The sequence below is a fragment of the Sandaracinaceae bacterium genome (assembly GCA_016706685.1).
Taxonomy (GTDB): Bacteria; Myxococcota_A; Polyangia; order Polyangiales; family Houyiibacteriaceae; genus JADJJE01.
Map to the genome: position 1 here is coordinate 424,521 of JADJJE010000003.1, position 17,290 is coordinate 441,810.

The following is a 17,290-nucleotide window of genomic DNA, read 5'->3' on the forward strand; positions in this document are numbered from 1 at the left end:
GCACCGAGTACGGCGCGCTGAGAGGTCCTTGGCATCATTTCTTTCGCTCGCTCTTGCGGATGGCACGCGCGACCTTGCGCGCCACCTCTTCCGGGTCGTAGGGGGTCACCACCACGTCGGCGGCGCCTGCGCGGAGCAGCTGCGAGAGCCGCTCCATGTCCCCCTTGGGGGCGTCGGTGATCACGGGCTCGCCCGCGCGCGCCAGCGTGGCGATCTCCTCGGGCGCGAGACCCGGGGCGAACACGGCGCGGGCGGGGGTGGCGTCGTAGGCGCGCAGGAAGAGGCCGTTGGCCGCGAGTCCCAGCAACAACGCCTCGTCGTTCGGGCCGATGTAGGCCACGTCCAAGCCACCGGTGGGACCCGGCCCTGGAATGAGCACGTTGTCGCTCTCCGACATCATGGTGGGCGCGTTGGTGGAGATGGGCGCCTGCGAGACCATGCGCGCGGCGCGACCGAGCAAACGACCGCCTTGGGTAGCGCCGTGCCGCGAGGGGGCCGCCGGGTCCACCGCCAGCAGCACGTCGCGCACGCTCTGCGCGGAGGGCCGAGCCTCGGGGGTCTTGTCCATCATGCGCTGGATGAGGTCGTCCACGGAGCCGGGGACGTCCAACTCGGGGAAGGCCTCGCGTATGGGGGTGGGCGCCACGAAGAGGTGGCGCGAAATCAAGATGGCGGTGTCCCCCTGGAAGGGCGGGGTGGACGTCAACATCTCGTAGAGCATGCAGCCCAGCGAGTAGACGTCCGTGGCGGGCGTGACCTCGATGCCGCGGGCCTGTTCCGGGGACATGTAGTCGGGCGTGCCGGTGACCACCCCCTCGCGCGTGAGGCGACCCATGTCGCCCTGCTCGGCCATGAACGCGAGTCCGAAGTCCACCACCACCACGCGCTCGCTCCCGTCCGCGGCGGTCTCGATCATCACGTTCTCGGGCTTGAGGTCGCGGTGCACCAGGCCGATGGCCGCAGCGGCGGTGAGCACGTCGGCGATCTGACGCGCGTAGCGCAGCGCGCGCACCAGTGGCAGCGGCGGCCGGTCGAGGTCCACCAGGCTGCGCAGCGTGGCGCCCGTCAGCAGCTCCATCGCCATGTAGAGCGCGCCCTGGTGCTCGCCGAAGTCGTAGACCTCCACCGCGTTCGGGTGCCGCAGCGCCGAGGCCACGCGGGCCTCGCGCTCGAAGCGCGCTCGGGCACCCTTCCGGGCTGCGTGCTCCGGCAGGATGAGCTTGAGCGCCACCTTGCGGCGCAGCTGGATCTGCGTGGCGAGGAAGACCACGCCCATGCCGCCCTCGCCCAGCTTGCGCTCGAGCTCGAAGCGCCCCGCGATGACGTCTCCGGCCTTCAGCACCGTGCTGTCGGTGCTCACAGGCGCACCTCGTACACGTGCACCGGCAGGGCGCGCCCGGTCATGACGCGCTCGCCCATGTCGACGAAGTCGTAGCCGCCGTCCGACAGGTTCTTGGTGGCCTGCGTGGCCAGGATCTGCTGCGGCCGGGCGATGGCCTCGAGGCGCGCGGCCACGTTCACCGTGTCGCCGATGGCCGTGTACTCCATGCGGCTCTCGGAGCCCACGTTGCCCACGATGGCGGGCCCCGAGTTCACGCCGATGGCCAGCTCGATGCGCACGCCGTACTTCGTGTACCAGCCCTCGTTGCCCACCTCCACGAAGCGCAGCATGTCTTCGGCGGCGGCCAGCGCGCGGTCGGCATGATCATCGGCGGGCGTGGCGGCGCCCCACACGGCCATCACGCAGTCACCGATGAACTTGTCGATGGTGCCACCGTGCTTGAAGACCACCTCGGTGAGCACCGTGAAGAGCTCGTTCAAGAGGCCCACCACCTGCTCGGCGCCCAGCTGGTCGGTCATGGGCGTGAAGGCCACCACGTCGGCGAACAGCACCGAGATCTCGCGGCGCGAGCCGCCGAGGTGCATGTCCTGCTCCCGCTTGACCACGCAGTCCACGATCTCGGCCGGCAGGTAGCGCCCGAGGTCCCCGCGGATGGCCTCTTCCCGCCGGATGCGGCGCTCGCTGGCCTGGAGGTCGGCCGCCGCGTTGCTCATGACGTCGCCCAGCACGCCGAACTCGTCCAGCGTGCGCAGCGTGACGCGCTTGTCCCAGCGCCGCGCGGCCAGGTCTTCGGCGAACATGGAGAGCGCGCGGATGGGCCGCGTGACCTGGCGCGCCACGATGAACGCCGCGATCAGCGCGAGCGCGATGGCCACGCCCACCACCACCAGGATCACGGCGCGCATCTCGCGCGGAGCGGCATAGGCCTTCTCCTCGGGCACCTGCACCACGATGGTGAAGCGCCGCTGGTGGGACCAGAACGCCGTGCTGATGGTGGGCACGCCGTCCGAGTTGATGTTGGGCCCCACGCCGATGAAGTCCCGCACCTCGCTGCGGGCATTGGGGCCCACCAGCTGTTCCAGCTCGGGCGCGGCGTCGAGCGCGGCGGCGCGCGCTCGGTCTAGGTGCACGATGAGCCGCCCGTTGGCGTCGGCCACGAACACGTCGTCGCCACCGAAGTCGGAGCTGGCCAGCTCTTCCACGCGGGCCTGGACGGGCTCGAGCGACACCAGGCTGGCCGCGAAGCCGCTGACCTGCTCGCCCACGCGCAGCGGGATGGCCAAGAGCACGCGCGGCGCGTGGCCCTCGTCCACCACGGACTCGCCGGTGCCCACCTCTTGACCCTCGGCCTCGGCGCGCACCGCCGCCGGCAGCTGCTCGGGCGGCTCCACACGGGCGCCTGGCTCACGGATGACGGCGATGCGCGCGCCGCTCGGGTCGTAGATGGCGACGTGATCGAGCGACTCCCACGCGGCCACCACGTTGGTGGCGAGCGACTCCACCACCGCCTCGTCGATGCTGGGGTCCGTGATGGTGCGACCCACCAGGTCGAGGCCATCTTGCGCGGCGCGCAGCTCCCCCTCGATCATCGCCTGGATGTTGCCGACCACCTGCGCGCGGTACTCGCGGTTCAGCTTCTCCACCGTGCTGGTGGCGTCGCGGATGACCAGGATGCCCACCACCGTGAGCGGGATGACGGTGAGCAGCGCGGCCAGGAACGTGAGCTTCGCCCGAAAGGGCAGCTTGGCCCGCTCCACCGTGCGGGCGCGCCGCACGCTGCTGGACGATGACGCCAGCGGGTCACCATCGGGTCGCGACGAGAAGGCCCCCTGCCGGGCGGGGTCGCTTTCGAAGGGGTTGCTCATCGGATCTGCGCGCTGGTGAAGCCCAGCGCCAAGGTGGCACGGACGCGTGGGTTGCCCACGCCATTCACGAAGCCGAGGCCCGCCGAGGCCTGCACGAACAGCCCATGGTCCATGGTGAGGCGGCCGCTCAGGTCCACCTCGAGCGGGGTGCGGTTGCGGTCGAAGAACGCGCCGTCGGTCAGGCCCGTGGCCGTGGCCAGCTCGAGACCCAGGCGTAGGCCCTCCGCCGGGTGCACGAAGCCGCCCAGCACCAGCGTGAGGTCGGCGCCGGTCTGGTGCGTGAGCCACTCGCGGTCCGGGCGCAGCGACACGCCCGTGGTGGCGCCCAACGACCAGCGGTGACCCACATAGGCGAAGCGCAGCTGCACCACGCCACCGATGCGGTCGTCGCTGGCGAAGGCCTGCACGCTGCCCGTGGGCTCCACCAGCGCGAGCCCAACGCCCAGCTGCGCGCCCTCACTGCCCCCGAAGAGCTGGGCGTGCAGGCCCAGCGTCAGGTCGCCGAAGCCACGCGCAGCCGGCTCCGGCAGCCCCAGCACGGAGGCGCCCACCTGGTGCAGCACGAGCGGCAGCGTGATGTACAGCGACAGCCGGTCGACCACCCCGTAGGCCACGGAGACCGACCCGACGAGCCGGTGCTGGAGGACCGAGATCTCCGTGACGGTGGAGCCACGCAGAGCGACCACGAGCGAGTCGTTGGTGTAGTCCCCGCGAAGCTGGACGTGGACCGTGCGGGCACGCAGGGTGGCGGGCCGCTGCAGCAGGACACCGTCATCGGGCCCCGTGGGGGTGGCGTGCGTCTCGATCTGGAAGGGCTGCTGCGCGCTCACCCCCGCGGGCTGCAACAAGCCACCCACCAGCAGGCACACACCCAGCAGGGTGCGGCGCGGCGCCGGATGAGGGGCGCGGGGGCGGGGTGACGACAGCGTAGGCATCAGGGGTAAGTACATACCTCATTCAGGGACAAGGGCGAGCCGCCACCGGGAGCATGGGGGCGGACCACTCCCCCACGCGCAAGTCCGGGAATTGGCTCAGGAGTCAGCACCTGGACGTCGCCCGTTCGTGTTAGCGTGCCGTGTCGTGGCAGAAAAGAGAACAGTCAAATTCGATGACGAAGGGCGCTCGCGGCTCACCGTCCGGACCATCGAGGTGGGCGTCATGGACGGCCCCGACGAGGGTGTCACCTTCGTCACCGAGACCGACGAGCTGACCATCGGGAGCGCCAAGGGCAACGGGCTGGTGCTCACGGACCCCACCGTCTCGCGCTACCACGCCGAGCTGAAGCTGAGCGACGAGGGCATCGTGGTGCGCGACCACGCGTCTACCAACGGCACCTTCGTGGGGCCCGTGCGCATCCACGACGCCGTGCTCCCGCCGGGCACCGTGCTGCGCGTGGGCCGCACCACCCTGCGTGTGGGGGCCGGCAAGAGCGTGGACATCGAGCTGCTGCCCGAGGACCGCCTGGGCCACCTGCTGGGCCGCAGCGAGAGCATGCGGCGGCTCATGCTGCAGGTGCGCAAGGTGGCCCGCACCGAGGCGCCCAGCTTGATCGTGGGCGAGAGCGGCACCGGCAAGGAGCTCATCGCCAGCGCCATCCACGACCTCGGGCCGCGCACCAAGGGCCCGTTCGTCACGGTGGACTGCGGCGCCATGTCGCCCAACCTGGTGGCCAGCGAGCTCTTCGGCCACGAGCGCGGCGCGTTCACCGGGGCAGACCGCCAGCACATCGGGGCGTTCGAGCGCGCCAACGGCGGCACCATCTTCCTGGACGAGATCGGCGAGCTGCCGCCCGAGCTGCAGCCCAACCTGCTGGGGGCCCTCGAGCGCAAGCGCTTCCGGCGTGTGGGCGGCCGCACCGACATCGACGTGGACGTGCGCATCGTGGCGGCCACCAACCGCGACCTGCGGGCCGAGGTGAACGAGGGGCGCTTCCGGCTGGACCTCTACTACCGCCTGGCCGTGGTGACGCTGCGTGTGGCGCCCCTGCCGCGAGCGGCTCGAAGATCTGCCGCTGCTGATCGAGCACTTCCTGGTGGAGTGCGGGCACAACGGGCCGGTGGAAGAGGTGTTCGACGACGCGCTCATGGCCAGCCTGCGGGCGCATCGCTGGCCCGGGAACGTGCGCGAGCTGCGCAACCTGGTGGAGGCCACGCTGGCCATGGGCGAGGCGCACCTGCCCGAGACCTTCGAGCCGCTCGACGGCGAAGAAGAGCTCAGCGCCACGCGCAGCAGCGTGAGGCCCGTTACGGGCTACCTGCTGGACGTGCGGCCGGCGCTCGACCTCGCGTACAAAGAGGCGCGCGCGCTGGTCCTGCAGGACTTCGAGGGGCACTACCTCAAGCACTGGCTCGAGAAGTCGGGCGGGAACGTGGCCAAGGCCGCGCGCGAGGCCAAGATGGATCGCTCGCACCTGTTCCACCTCTTGTGTCGGCATGACCTCCGCTAACCCACGCCTGCCGCGGGTGGGGGAGCTCTTGGGGGAGCGCTACCGCATCGAGCGCGCGCTCGCCCGCGGCGGCATGGGGGTGGTCTACGAGGCGCTCGACGAGGGGCTCGGCCGGCGCGTGGCCGTGAAGGTGCTGCCGCCGTTCGCGCGGGCCGACCAGGCGCACACGCGGTTCCTGCGCGAGTGTCGGCTGACGGCCAGCGTGCACCACCCCAACGTCATCCCCATCTACGACGCCGGGTTCCACGAAGAGCGCGTCCCGTATCTGGTCATGGAGCGCCTCGAGGGCACCACGCTCGGGAAGCAGGTGAAGGCGCACGGGCCGCTGTCGGTCAGCGGGTCGCTGCGGGTCACCGTGGGCGTCTGCGCAGCGCTCGAGGCGGCGCACGCGCGGGAGGTCCTGCACCGTGACGTGAAGCCCGCCAACGTGTTCCTCACCGCGCCGCCCGGCGAGCGCGTGGTGCTCTTCGACTTCGGCCTCAGCCTCGATGCGTCGCGGCGCACGCGCATCACGGACCAGGGCGTGGTGGTGGGCACGCCCGCCTACATGGCCCCGGAGCAGGTGCTCGGGCGCTTCGTGGACGCGCGCGCCGACGTGTTCGGCGCCGGCACCGTGGCCTACCGGGCGCTCACGGGGCAGCGCCATGTGCCCGACGGGCTGCGCGAGATCACGGAGGTCTTCGACGCGATCGTGCACCAGCCCATCATCCCGCCGCGTCAGCACAACCCGCGCGTGCCCGAGCACGTGGAGGCGGTGGTGCTGCGCGCGCTGGCGAAGTCTCCCGAGCAGCGCTTCCAGTCGGCACAGGCGCTGCGCGTGGCGCTCGAAGAGGCCCTGGCAGAGCACGTGGCGCGCCACGGCAGCTCTGCCCAGGGAGGCTGACGGCGGGCGCGGGCCCGTCAGTCGATGCGGCGGAACTCGATGCGCCGGTTGCGCGCGCGGCCCTCGGCCGTGTCGTTGGGGGCGATGGGCTCGCGCGGCCCGTAGCCCCGCACGGTGAGGCGCGCGGCGTCGATGCCGTGCTCCACCAACCAGTCGTGCACGGCCTGCGCGCGCTCTTGGGACAGGCGCATGTTGGTGGCCTCGCGGCCCTGGTCGTCGGTGTGCCCGGCCACCTCCACGCGCACGGTGGGGCTCCCCTCCAGCACGGCGAGCGCCTGCTGCAGGGTGGGCTCGGACTCGTCCAGGATGCGCGCGCTGCCGGTCGCGAAGCGGATGCCTTCGAACTCCATGACGGCGGCGATGGGCGCGGGGCCCCCGGTCGCAGGGACGGGCGTGGGGATGGGCGTGGTGCGCGTGCGGCCGGTGGGGCAGCCCGTGGTGTCCACCGCACGGTCGGTCGGAGTCTCCGGGCAGCGGTCGTAGGGATTGGCCACGCCGTCCTGATCGGTGTCGTCGTCGCGCGGGTCCTGCGAGCTCATGCCGGCCGTGGTGGCTTCGTCCAGGTCGTTCACGCCGCCGCCGTCGGTGTCCACCAGCAACGGGTCGCTCTCACCGGGGTCCAGCTCGCCGTCGTGGTCGGCATCCTCCACGCCGTCGTTCAGGCCGTCGTGGTCGGTGTCGGTGAGCAGCGGGTCGTAGCCCGCGTCCACCTCGACGCCGTCGAGGATGCCGTCGCCGTCCGAGTCGGAGCGGTTGGGGTCCGTGCCGCGGCTGGCTTCTTGGGAGTCCGATAGGCCGTCGCGGTCGGCGTCGGCCGGGCCGCCGTAGACCTGGATGGCCACGGAGCCCGTGATGCCGATGAGGAGGATGGCGTCCGCCCCGGCGGTGTTGCCGGCCATCATGGTGGTGAGGCGAGCGAACACGCCGAGCGACAGCGGCCGCGCGACGGAGAGTTCGTAGCCGATGCCGACGTCGAAGCCGAACTGCGGCCCGTCGAAGTCGTGCCACCCCACGTGCGCGGAGAGCCACAGGCCACCCGCCACGCTGCCTCCGCCCGTGGCGTAGCCGGAGCTGTCTTCGAGCACGCGGTAGCGGATGCCGGCCAGAACGGCCCGGTAGCTGGGAGAGCCGTCGAGCGTGCCCGGGAACGGCTTGTTGAAGCGCCCCATGCCGAACAGCACCTCGAGCGCGATGGGCTGGGCCAGCACCAGGTCTGCGCCCAGGTAGCCCGCGCCGCCGCCCGCGCCGATTCCGTCACCGGGGCGCGTGTCCCCCGCGACCACCAGACCCCCGCCGATGTCGAGGTGCAGGTTGAAGCGGCCGTGGTCTGCCCGTGCGGGCGCGGCCACCCCCAGCGCAGCGAGCGCGATGACGAGCACCAGCGCCTTCGCCGGATACGCGCGAGGCAAGGATGGGATACGGCTGATGTCCACCTTCATCGGAGTACAAGTAGCACGACCGGCGCACGGCTCACCAGATTCGGGCACGCATGCCCGCGGCGCGGGTTTGACGTGGGCGCGCGTGGAGACGACCATGCGCCGCGTGAGTTCCGCCGCCGAGCTGCCCGTCCCCGCCGACACCACCGCGTCTGCCCGCCGCGGGCGTGCGCGGGCCTTCATCGTGGTCGTGGTGCTGGCGCAGCTGCTGATCCCGCTGACGTACTACCTGCGCGACGACCCGTACGACGAGCGCTTCGCATGGCGCATGTTCTCGGGGGTGCGGCTCCAGGAGTGCGAGCTGGGCGTGTTCGAGACACGCGGCGGGAGCGAAGTGGGCGTGAACCCGTATCAGGTGGTGCCCGCCGGCTGGGTGGAGGGGCTCAAGCGCAACCGCCGCCGTGTGGTGGAGCGCTACCTGACGCTGCGCTGCGAGCGCGAGGGCACGACCCACGTGCGCGTCGAGAACCGCTGCGTGGAAGTGGACGGCACGCCGCTGCCCCCCATCGAGGTGGCGCGCGACTGTGCCGGTGGGGAGACCTCCCCGTGAGCGCGCCCAGCACACCGAGCGGCGCCTTCGACCGCTACTTCTTCGGGCCCGTGGACCTGCTGCGGCCCTACCTGCTGACGCGCGCGCTGCTGGCGTTGCTGGCGTTCGACTGCTGGCTCGAACTGGTGCCGCACGGCGCGCGCTACGGCGTGGGTGGCTTCAACGTGGCGCACTTCGCGTTCCTCGACGCGCTCTTGCCGCTGCCTACGGCCCCACTCTACGTGGGCAGCGTGCTGCTGGCGGGTTGGCTGGCGCTCACCATGGCGCTGGTGGGCCCCACGCGTGTGGGCATGGCCGCGCTGACCACGCTCTACACGCTGGCTTGGTCGAGCAGCCTCCTCGACACCTACCAGCACCACTACCTGCTCTCGCTGCTGCTGCTCGCCATGACGTGCTTCCCGTCCATCACGCTCCGAGACGCGCTCGGCGGCAGCCTGCACGACGACCCGGACGACCCGAGCGCGCGAGTCCCGCACGAGAGCTGGGGGTTCGTGTCGTTCTGCGTGAGCTGCGCCATCGTCTACTTCTACACGGCGGTGACCAAGACCAACGCGGACTGGCGTGACGGCCACGCGATCGCGCGCTTGGCCGGCCACACCGACGCTGCGCGCTCCATGCTGGCGTTCGCGGCCGAGCACGACGTCACCCCTGCGGTCTTCTGGAGCGGGTTCGCGAAGAGCGCCATCGCCATTCAGCTGGTCATCGCGGTGGGCTTCGTGTTGGCGCCGGTGTTCGACCGCTTGCCGCGCGTGCGCGCGCGCCGCGTGCTGGCCTTCTGGGTGCTGGCCCCGCTGTCGTTCCATGCCGGCGCAGCGCACATGGACCTCAAAATCGGGTGGTTCACGGAGTACATGCTGCTGGTGGCCAGCATCGTGTTCCTGCCGCGCGAGCTGTTGGCGGGGCTGCTGTACGCGCTCAGCGCGCCGGCACGTGCGCTCGATGCGTGGCTCACGGCGGAGGAGCCCACGCGCGCCTTGATCGTGGCCAGCGCCGTCGTGACCGCAGCGGGTGTGCTGGGCGTCTTCGCGCTGACCGACCTGCCCGGAGGGATGGGCGCCGGGGTGCTGGCCGCGGTCGCCGCCGTCGCGCTCGTGCTCGCGCTGGGGCTGCACGTCCATGGGCACCGCGCGCGCGCGCTGTCCGCTGCGCTCTCGGGGCTGTTGGCGGGGGGCCTCTTGCTGTTGGCGCTGGTGGAGAGCGACGTGCGCTTCGACTACTACCGCAACGCGGGCGGCGACGCGCGCCGGCTCGCCTCGGCGGAGCAACCGCAGCTCTACCTGGACGCGCTCGAGCACTACACCAAGGCCAAGCGCTACTACCCGCCGGCCTACCGCGAATTCTGGATGGACTGGGATCGCGACGCGGCCGCCCGGGTGGCCCGTGGCGAGGCCCCGCCCGACGAGCAACGCGCGCATGCCAGCGGTGCGCCGCCGCGAAACCGTGACCGCCAGCTGGCCGAGCTCGAGAGCACGGTGGAGGACCTGCGCTCGCGCGGCCTGCTCCCACCCGACGAGGGGAGCCGTCCATAACGTCGCGGCTGGCGGTGATCGCGACGGCGTTCCTCCCTGATTGGAATGACCCTCGACACTCGGGGGAATGTTCGATACCAATTGGTCATGTTTTTCATCCGACGTCGTGGGTTTGGTCCGCTCGAGTGCCTCGGCTTGCTGCTCGCGCTCACTCCTGGGTGTGGTAGCGGTGGCTCGAACCTGGGTGGCGACGCCTCCACCGACGGTGCGCTGCCGGACCTGAGCATCGGCGACCAGGGCATGTGCCAGCCCGGCCCGGTCACCACCGCCACGGTCAACCCCTCGCCGCCGGGCGCCAGCACCACACCCGCAACCCTCTTCGACGGGCGCTGTGGCGCCGCCGTGGGTCAGCTCTTCCCGCCCTCGGCGCCGTGGAACCAGTCGGTGCGCGAGACCTGTGTGGACCCCCGCTCGAACACCATCATCCAGTACCTCGCGGCGGTGGTGGACGGCTCTCAGACCTTCCGCATCGACCTGGGCGACTCGGACAACGACTACGGCTTCCAGCCCCTGGCCGCCGACGCCAGCACCACCACGTACGGCTTTGCGCCCACCGACGAGTTCTACAGCCCGCACTGCGACGAGGTGCCCATCCCGGTGCCCAGCACGGGGCGCTTGGAAGGCGAGGCCAACTACACCTGCGCGGGCGACGGCGACTGCCACCTGACCGTGCTGGAGACCGAGGGCTGCGAGCTGTTCGAGATGTGGCGCGCCAACGACGTGCTGGGCACCTTCGAGGGCGGCTGCCTGGCGGTCTGGGACGCCACCACCCTGCCGAGCGACCTGCGCGGCCTGAGCTGCACCAGCGCCGACGCCGCGGGCCTGCCAATCGTGCCCATGCTGGTCACGCCGCTCCAGGTGAGGTCGGGCACCATCCGCCACGCGCTGCGCTTCATCCTGCCGAACGAGGCTGTGCAGCGCTTCGTCTACGTGCGCCCGGCCACTCACAACCCGCTGACGGTGGAGCGCCATGGCCAGCCCACCAGCGGCCCACAAGGCACCATGCCGCCACCCTACGGCGTACGGCTGCGCCTGCGGGCAGACTTCGACACCAGCGGCCTGTCCCCCGGTGCGCAGGCCATGGCCGAGGCGCTCAAGGAGTACGGCATGTTCCACGCGGACGGCGGAAACGTGACCTTCATCGCCAGCAACGACGTGTACGCCGGAGCCTCGTGGGGGGACGCGGACATCGACCTGGGCCCCGACGACCTGCGCGACGCGGGCATGGCCTGGACCGACTTCGCGGTGGTGAGCGATCTCGACGACGTGGAGTCCATGGAGGACGTGGAGTGTTCGCGGACGCCCCGCATGGAGCTGCCCTGACGCGAGACTTCGGGCGTGCTTCCGGGGCGGACCTGTGTTAGCCCATGGCGCATGGAGCCGACAAAGCACTCTGACGACACCGCCATGCTCTACTTCCTGTGGATCCCCGTGTCCCACGTGATCATCTGGGGAATCACGGTGTACCTCGGCACGCAGGTCTGGTGAGCGCGGTGGCGGGGCTGTGAGGCGCTCGCTGGGCGCGCTCGTGGTGGGGCTCCTCGTGAGCACCTCCGGGGCGACCAGCACCGCGCGCGCTCATGGAGACCCCGCCGGTGTGGTGGCCTCGCCCAGCGCGCCCGCGCCGCGACTGCCCGCGCGTCGTAGCCAGCCGGGCGACCAAGCTGCTGCCGAAGCGCAGCCCGAGCTGGACGTGAGTGGGTTTGGTGAACCCGCCAACGCGCCGCCCGAGCCAGAGCCGGTGACGCCAGGGGGCCGTGCCGTTGCGCTGGCCGAGCCGAGCCCACCGACCACGGCGTCTCCACCCGGGTCTCCCGAGCCGCCCTCCGCAGGCGAGGCCGAGCCCACGCCGCAGGGCAGCGGGCTGAGCGCCGCCTCACGAGCGCAGTCGGTGAACCCCACCGCCGAGGGGCTGTCCTGGGAGGTGCCGGTCTCCTTCGCGCAGAGCTACAACCTGCGCGGGTTCCGGCGCGACTCGCAGCTGACCTACGACCCCACCTACACGTGGACGCTGAGCGTGAGCCCGCGCTGGAACGTACGTGAGCGCGTGTCGCTGGGTGCGCGCCAGGACATGACGCTCGAGCTCACCGAGTCGGACATCACCAGCCGGCAGCGTCAGGTGTGGCTCGACGACACGCGCCTCGACGTGCGCTACACGATGGAGGCACGCCCGAGGGACGTCACGCTCACGTGGCTGGGTTTGCTGCGCCTGCCCACCTCGTTGGTGTCACAGGGTGCGAAGCGCTCGGTCAACCTGGGCGGTGGGCTCCTGGCCATCCGTCCGGTGGACGTGCTCTCGGGGCTGGTCTTCTATGGGCTGGTCACCTACCGCGCCTGGCTGTCGAGCAGTGACGTGGTGCGCACCCGCCGGCGGGACGCCTACGCGTGCGATCTCAGCGGCGTGGGCAGCACCAGCGCGTGCGAGCAGGCTGGCGGCGTCACCACCACCATCGGCACGCTGTCGCTCGTGGGGCAGGCGCTGCTGATCCCGAAGCCGCGCTGGACGCTCACGCTGGCGCTCGCACTCGACGTCAGCCACGCGCACCGCCTGTCCGAGGCCTGCGTCACGGTGGACACCAGCCCCGAGCCCGTGTGCTTCGGCGACGCGGCGCGCAACCACATCCGCACGCTCACCGAGTTCAGCGCCAGCGTGGGCTACGACTTTCGCGACTACCTGACGCTCACGTTGGCTTACGTGACGTTGGCCTATCACCCCGACTTCGACGGGGCGCGCGACCACGTGGTGTGGAACGAGCTGACCACGCTGAGCCTCACGCTCTCGTTCCGCCTCGGTGGCTTCGTGGCCGAGAGGCGTGAGCAGCGAGAGGCGGCCAGCGAGCCCTAGAGGCCGCCCGCCTCAGTGGTGGTGGCCGTGGCCGTCACGGCCATGCGCGTGACCGTGCTTCTTCTCGTCCTCGGTGGCCTCACGCATGCCGTCGACCTTCACGCTGAAGTGCAGCGTCACGCCGGCCAGCGGGTGGTTCGCGTCCAGCACCACGGTGCTGCCCTGCAGCTTGGCGATCCACATGGGGAACGAGCGGCCCTGCTCGTCGCGGCTCATGACCTGCATGCCCACGCGCAGATCGGCGCCCGCCGAGAACGCCGAGCGCGGCACCTTCTGCTGCTTGCCGTTGCGCGGGCCGTAGGCCTTCTCGGGCGGCACCACCACGTCGAGGGCGTCACCCACCTGCTTGCCGAGCAGCGCCTCTTCGAGGCCCGGCACGATGTTTCCGTGGCCGTGGAGATAGGTGAGCGGCTCGTCGCCGTGCGAGCGGTCGAGCTCTTTGCCGTCGCCGTCCGTGAGCACGTAGTGGAGGTGGACGACCGTGTCGTTCTGGATGGTGTCGCTCATCGGCCGGAGGGTGACGCGGAACCGCGCCCGCGTAAAGTTGGCACCGCCCAGCAGCGGTGGGCCTCACTCGGTGACCGGCAGGGGACCGAGGTCCACGCGCACCACGAAGACGCGCCGCACCTCGCGCGGGGTGGGCGAGATGGTCAGCGGCAGCGCGGCATCCACGTTCTCGGCGGGCCAGAAATAGACCAGCGCGTCCGCCACCGGGCCCAGCGGATGATTCACGGGCGGAGGGGTGGCGGCGCCCAGCGTCCGCTCGTCGCCCACGCCGAAGAGAGGGACACGCCAGGCACGCAGGAAGGCGTCGCGCTCCTGCTCGGTGAGGCCCGCACCATCGAGCGCCGCCGACAGCAGCGTGAGGCCCGTGGTGGCGGGCAAGAGCCCACTCGCTTGCGCGCGAGCCGGGATCACGGCGCGCCCATCGGCGTCCAGCGTGACGGTACGCACGCGGGTCATGGAGAAGGTGGGCTCGCGGTGGATGCGCATGACCAGACCCCCCGGCGGCGCTCCCACGCTGCGCAGCCGCACCGTGTCGGCCGCCCCGCGCCGCACGTCGATGGGCAGCGTGTCGCGGGCACCGTCCATGCGATAGAAGAGCAGCCCCACGCGCTGCTCGCCGAAGCTCAGGCAGGCTGCCTCTCGAGTCTCGTAGTCGCTCAGCTCGGCCAGCTCACAGAGGCCGTCGGGCGTGGCGCAGAGCGGATCCGCGAGGCCGGGATACACGCCCTGGCACGACCCACGGCGCGCGATGACGTCCTCCCACACGATGGCGGTGTTGCGCTCCTGCCGAACCGCGATGGGGAAGTGCTCGATGACCCGACCGCGCGACACCGAGCGCACGCCCAGGGTAAACCGCGCCTCGTCGAGGCCGTCGTCGAGGTGCACGTAGAAGACCGGCTTGGCTGGGGCCGCGATGCCTTCGCGACCGTTGGGCAGCACCGGGCGCTGCTCCGGCGTGGGAGCCTGTGGGGAGCCCGTGGCAATGGCGAGCGCGCCGCTGGCCTCCGTGACCACCAGGCCCCACTCGTGCACGCGAAAGCGACCCTCGGCGGGGTTGGTAGCGGGCTCCGCCATACGAAGCTCGGCGGCCTGGGGCTCATCGACGGGCGCCTCGAGCGCGGCCTGCCGCGCTTGCGAGCCGTTTCCAGCCACGGGCTCCGGCGGCGCGCCCAGTGCACAGGACGCGAGCGTGACGCCGGAGAGCGCGAGAGCCAACCGTTCGAGACGATGCACCATCCGCACGAGCGTAGCATCGTCAGTGACGTTCGCGGCCGGGATCAGGGGCTGATCGTGATCGGCTGAGCGATGCTCGTGGACGCGTCGGCCGCTGGGAACGTGATGCGTTGCACCGCAGCCGACAAGCACGCACGCGCGTCGTCCCCCATGTCGAGGCCCTCGAAGGACACGCGCTCCACGGTACCGGCCGGTAGCACCCGCACGTTGAGGGTGAACTGGCCGAGGGCCACGTCGGCCGCGATGCAATGGCGCAGCGCGTTGAAGTGTCTCCGCAAGACTCGTCGACTCACCTCGAGCGACAGCGGCCCCTGCACGGTGGGCGCCTGGAGACGCACGCGCAGCCCCTCGATGGACACCGAGACGCGCGCCAGGAACACACGCCGCACGCTGCGTGGCGCAGGGCTCAGCTCGAGCGGCAAGAGCGCGTCCACGCTGGGCTGTGGCAGCAAGTAGACGACGGCGTCGGCCACCGACCCGAGCGGGTGCCGGCGACCGCCGAGCATGCCCAAGCCGATGGTGCCGGGCGGCTGGGGTGGGGGCGGCGGTGGTGGCTCGGCGCCGAAGAGCGCATCGGTCCAAGCCGTCATGAAAGCGTTCGCCTCGGGCTCGTCGAGGCCGCCCGCGAGGACGGCGGCTCGCAGCTGTGCGATGCCTTCGTCGGCAGCAACACTCCCGTCACCACGGGCTGGCCCCACCCGCATGGGCTCCTGGGCCGCGAGCGGCACCACGCGCACGCGCGTCTGGGTCCGATCGGCGCCGCGGGCGATGCGCATCACCCAACCCGTCACGCGTGCCGAATCCGCGGCGCCTGCGTGGGCCACCTGCACCACATCCTCCGCATCGCGCGTCACCGTCAACGGCAGCGTCGCCTGCGCAGGACCCGAGCGGTAGAACAACACGCCGGTGCGCTGCTCGCCCACGTTCACGCAGTCCGCGCCCGCGCTCTCGTATCCCGCGAGCTCGGCCAGCTCGCAGAGGCCGTCGCTGGTCTGGCACCGCGCATCGGTGAGCCCCGGATAGGTGCCACGGCAGCTTCCGCGCGTGATGCGCACGCTGGGCCAGCGCAGGGTGCGGTGATCGTCGCTCAGCTCGCCGGGCGGAAAGTGCTCGAGCAGCTGGCCCTCGCCGGCTGGCCGCACACCCACGTTCAGCGCGAGCTCGGTCACACCTTCATCGAGGTGGAAGTACAGCACGGGCTTGCCGCCGGCGCCCACGGCATGCACGGAGCCCATACCCAGCGAGGAGGGCGAGATGGACGACAGCCCGTGGGGCCCCGAGACTGCGCGCACGCTGCCGTCATCGCCGGCCGCAATGAAGCCCCACTCGTGGAGAGTGTACGTACCGGCCGCCGGGCTGGGTTGAGACGCGGGGTCGGCCGTCCGCGAGTTCTGCCTCTCCTGTGGCGCAGGCGCGGTACTGCTCCCACATGCTCCGAGGAGCAGCATGGACGCGAGCGTGACTCGCACGACGTGAAGGTCGGACGGGGATGGGGATGTACCGGCGCGAAGGGTCATCGGCTCACCATGATGGGGGCAGTCAGCTCCGTGACCGAGTCGTGCTCGGGGAACCGAATGGCGCGCAGATGCTCGAGCACGCAGGCGGTCTGCTGCGGGTCGAGCTCGAGCCCGGTGATCGACGCACGCTCCACGGCGCCGGTGGTCAGGATGCGCAACTCCACGGTGAGCACGCCCACAGGCCCCGTCGGGGACAGGCACTGACGGACGAGGGGCGTGGAGCGGAGCATCATCCGGCGCGTCACTTGGGCGTCGAGGCCTCCCCGAACCGTGACGGCTGGGACCCTCAAGTTCAGACGCGCGGGCACGATCTCGACACGTGCCAAAAAGACGCGGCGCACGAGGCGGGGCGGGGGATCGAGGTCCAGCGGCAGCAGCGCGTCCACGTCGGCTCGTGGCACCAGGAAGACGAGCGCGTCAGCCACGGACCCGAGCGCGTGGTGAAAGCCGAGCCCACCGCCACCCCCGATGGTGCCCACCAGACCAGCCTCGCCCGAGCCGACCCCACGCGGCGGGGGGCGCAGATGCGGCGGCGCATAGCCGGCCCCACCGGGCGGGATGGCGCTGCCACCGGGGCCGACTCCAAGGGTCCCGTCGAGGCCACCCGCGCCGCGGCCCAGCGGGTCCTCACCGAAGAGCGCTTCGTCCCAAGCGGTCAGGAACGCGTCGCGCTCGGCGTCATCGAGGCCTGCAGCGGTGAGCGCATCCCGCAGGTGCGCGCGGCCCGCGTCAGCGCCCGGCGCGACAGTCTCGGCAGGCGGGACACTCGCAGACCCGTCGGCCCCGAGCGGGACGATCTGCACCCGAGTGAGCAAGCGCGTGTCGCCACGCGTGATGCGCATGACCCAGCCTGCCGATGGCGGCGCCTCGCCTTCGGGCGCGGCCGTCGCGCGCGTGACGGTCACCTGCCCCGCCTCGTCGACCGACACGCGCAGTGGGAGCCCCGCCGTGGACGGGCCCGTGCGGTACAGCAAGACGCCGCCGCGCTGCTCCCCCACCTGCACGCAGTCCGCGGCAGCGCTCTCGTAGCTGGCCACCTCCGCCGCCTCACACAGCCCGTCGCTGGTCTGGCACGCGGGGTCTGCCAGCATCGGATACGTGCCGCGACATGCGCCACGCGTGACGCGCACGCTCGGC

The 17,290-nt window shown here is 71.5% G+C and carries 14 protein-coding genes; 6 read left to right on the forward strand and 8 right to left on the reverse strand.

What is annotated here, in order from left to right:
• Nucleotides 1-34: 34 nt before the first annotated feature.
• The 3 genes from IPI43_07815 to IPI43_07825 are packed head-to-tail and all read right to left on the reverse strand — an operon-like array spanning nucleotide 35 to nucleotide 4,142.
• The gene (locus IPI43_07815) at nucleotides 35-1,360 is read right to left on the reverse strand and encodes a serine/threonine protein kinase (protein ID MBK7774035.1); all 1,326 of its coding nucleotides are present in this window, start codon (nucleotides 1,358-1,360) and stop codon (nucleotides 35-37) included.
• Nucleotides 1,357-3,207 carry a hypothetical protein gene (locus IPI43_07820; GenBank protein ID MBK7774036.1) on the reverse strand — a complete coding sequence of 617 codons (1,851 nt, stop codon included), beginning with the start codon at nucleotides 3,205-3,207 and terminating at the stop codon, nucleotides 1,357-1,359. Before IPI43_07820 ends, IPI43_07815 begins: the two co-directional genes overlap by 4 nt.
• Nucleotides 3,204-4,142 carry a hypothetical protein gene (locus IPI43_07825; GenBank protein MBK7774037.1) on the reverse strand — a complete coding sequence of 313 codons (939 nt, stop codon included), beginning with the start codon at nucleotides 4,140-4,142 and terminating at the stop codon, nucleotides 3,204-3,206. The genes IPI43_07820 and IPI43_07825 overlap by 4 nt, the downstream gene beginning before the upstream one ends.
• A 145-nt stretch (nucleotides 4,143-4,287) precedes the next feature.
• Between IPI43_07825 and IPI43_07830 the strand changes: the two genes are divergently transcribed.
• Nucleotides 4,288-5,643 carry a sigma 54-interacting transcriptional regulator gene (locus IPI43_07830; GenBank protein ID MBK7774038.1) on the forward strand — a complete coding sequence of 452 codons (1,356 nt, stop codon included), beginning with the start codon at nucleotides 4,288-4,290 and terminating at the stop codon, nucleotides 5,641-5,643.
• A complete protein-coding gene (locus IPI43_07835; GenBank protein MBK7774039.1) occupies nucleotides 5,640-6,536 on the forward strand; it encodes a serine/threonine protein kinase in 897 nt (298 codons plus the stop codon). Before IPI43_07830 ends, IPI43_07835 begins: the two co-directional genes overlap by 4 nt.
• A 17-nt stretch (nucleotides 6,537-6,553) precedes the next feature.
• Here IPI43_07835 and IPI43_07840 read toward each other — a convergent pair whose 3' ends face one another.
• Nucleotides 6,554-7,975, reverse strand: a complete 1,422-nt coding sequence (locus tag IPI43_07840; protein ID MBK7774040.1) for an OmpA family protein — start codon at nucleotides 7,973-7,975, stop codon at nucleotides 6,554-6,556.
• 103 nt (nucleotides 7,976-8,078) lie between these two features.
• On the opposite strand from IPI43_07840, the gene IPI43_07845 reads away from it, so the two are divergent.
• The 4 genes from IPI43_07845 (at nucleotide 8,079) to IPI43_07860 (ending at nucleotide 12,896) form a co-directional block, all read left to right on the forward strand.
• The gene (locus IPI43_07845) at nucleotides 8,079-8,522 is read left to right on the forward strand and encodes a hypothetical protein (protein ID MBK7774041.1); all 444 of its coding nucleotides are present in this window, start codon (nucleotides 8,079-8,081) and stop codon (nucleotides 8,520-8,522) included.
• On the forward strand, nucleotides 8,519-10,051 hold the full coding sequence (locus IPI43_07850) for an HTTM domain-containing protein (protein MBK7774042.1): 1,533 nt from the start codon (nucleotides 8,519-8,521) through the stop codon (nucleotides 10,049-10,051). Before IPI43_07845 ends, IPI43_07850 begins: the two co-directional genes overlap by 4 nt.
• 87 nt (nucleotides 10,052-10,138) lie before the next feature.
• Nucleotides 10,139-11,374: a hypothetical protein gene (locus tag IPI43_07855; GenBank protein ID MBK7774043.1), complete on the forward strand. Its 1,236-nt coding sequence runs from the start codon at nucleotides 10,139-10,141 to the stop codon at nucleotides 11,372-11,374.
• A 181-nt stretch (nucleotides 11,375-11,555) separates the two neighbouring features.
• Nucleotides 11,556-12,896 carry a hypothetical protein gene (locus IPI43_07860; protein ID MBK7774044.1) on the forward strand — a complete coding sequence of 447 codons (1,341 nt, stop codon included), beginning with the start codon at nucleotides 11,556-11,558 and terminating at the stop codon, nucleotides 12,894-12,896.
• 12 nt (nucleotides 12,897-12,908) lie between these two features.
• Here IPI43_07860 and IPI43_07865 read toward each other — a convergent pair whose 3' ends face one another.
• The 4 genes from IPI43_07865 to IPI43_07880 all read right to left on the reverse strand — a co-directional run bounded on the left by IPI43_07865 (nucleotide 12,909) and on the right by IPI43_07880 (nucleotide 17,244).
• On the reverse strand, nucleotides 12,909-13,403 hold the full coding sequence (locus IPI43_07865; GenBank protein ID MBK7774045.1) for a peptidylprolyl isomerase: 495 nt from the start codon (nucleotides 13,401-13,403) through the stop codon (nucleotides 12,909-12,911).
• Between the two features lie 63 nt (nucleotides 13,404-13,466).
• The gene (locus tag IPI43_07870; GenBank protein ID MBK7774046.1) at nucleotides 13,467-14,639 is read right to left on the reverse strand and encodes a hypothetical protein; all 1,173 of its coding nucleotides are present in this window, start codon (nucleotides 14,637-14,639) and stop codon (nucleotides 13,467-13,469) included.
• Between the two features lie 41 nt (nucleotides 14,640-14,680).
• Nucleotides 14,681-15,928: a hypothetical protein gene (locus IPI43_07875; GenBank protein MBK7774047.1), complete on the reverse strand. Its 1,248-nt coding sequence runs from the start codon at nucleotides 15,926-15,928 to the stop codon at nucleotides 14,681-14,683.
• A gap of 221 nt (nucleotides 15,929-16,149) precedes the next feature.
• Entirely contained in the window at nucleotides 16,150-17,244 is a 1,095-nt protein-coding gene (locus IPI43_07880; protein ID MBK7774048.1) for a hypothetical protein, read from the reverse strand.
• Nucleotides 17,245-17,290: the final 46 nt, after the last annotated feature.

Bases quoted from the DNA above. Each gene is read 5' to 3' on its own strand.
- IPI43_07865 (MBK7774045.1), bottom strand. From the start codon at position 13,403: ATGAGCGACACCATCCAGAACGACACGGTCGTCCACCTCCACTACGTG.
- IPI43_07880 (MBK7774048.1), bottom strand. From the start codon at position 17,244: ATGCTGGCAGACCCCGCGTGCCAGACCAGCGACGGGCTGTGTGAGGCG.
- IPI43_07840 (MBK7774040.1), bottom strand. From the start codon at position 7,975: ATGAAGGTGGACATCAGCCGTATCCCATCCTTGCCTCGCGCGTATCCG.
- IPI43_07855 (MBK7774043.1), top strand. From the start codon at position 10,139: ATGTTTTTCATCCGACGTCGTGGGTTTGGTCCGCTCGAGTGCCTCGGC.
- IPI43_07825 (MBK7774037.1), bottom strand. From the start codon at position 4,142: ATGCCTACGCTGTCGTCACCCCGCCCCCGCGCCCCTCATCCGGCGCCG.
- IPI43_07835 (MBK7774039.1), top strand. From the start codon at position 5,640: ATGACCTCCGCTAACCCACGCCTGCCGCGGGTGGGGGAGCTCTTGGGG.
- IPI43_07870 (MBK7774046.1), bottom strand. From the start codon at position 14,639: ATGGTGCATCGTCTCGAACGGTTGGCTCTCGCGCTCTCCGGCGTCACG.
- IPI43_07820 (MBK7774036.1), bottom strand. From the start codon at position 3,207: ATGAGCAACCCCTTCGAAAGCGACCCCGCCCGGCAGGGGGCCTTCTCG.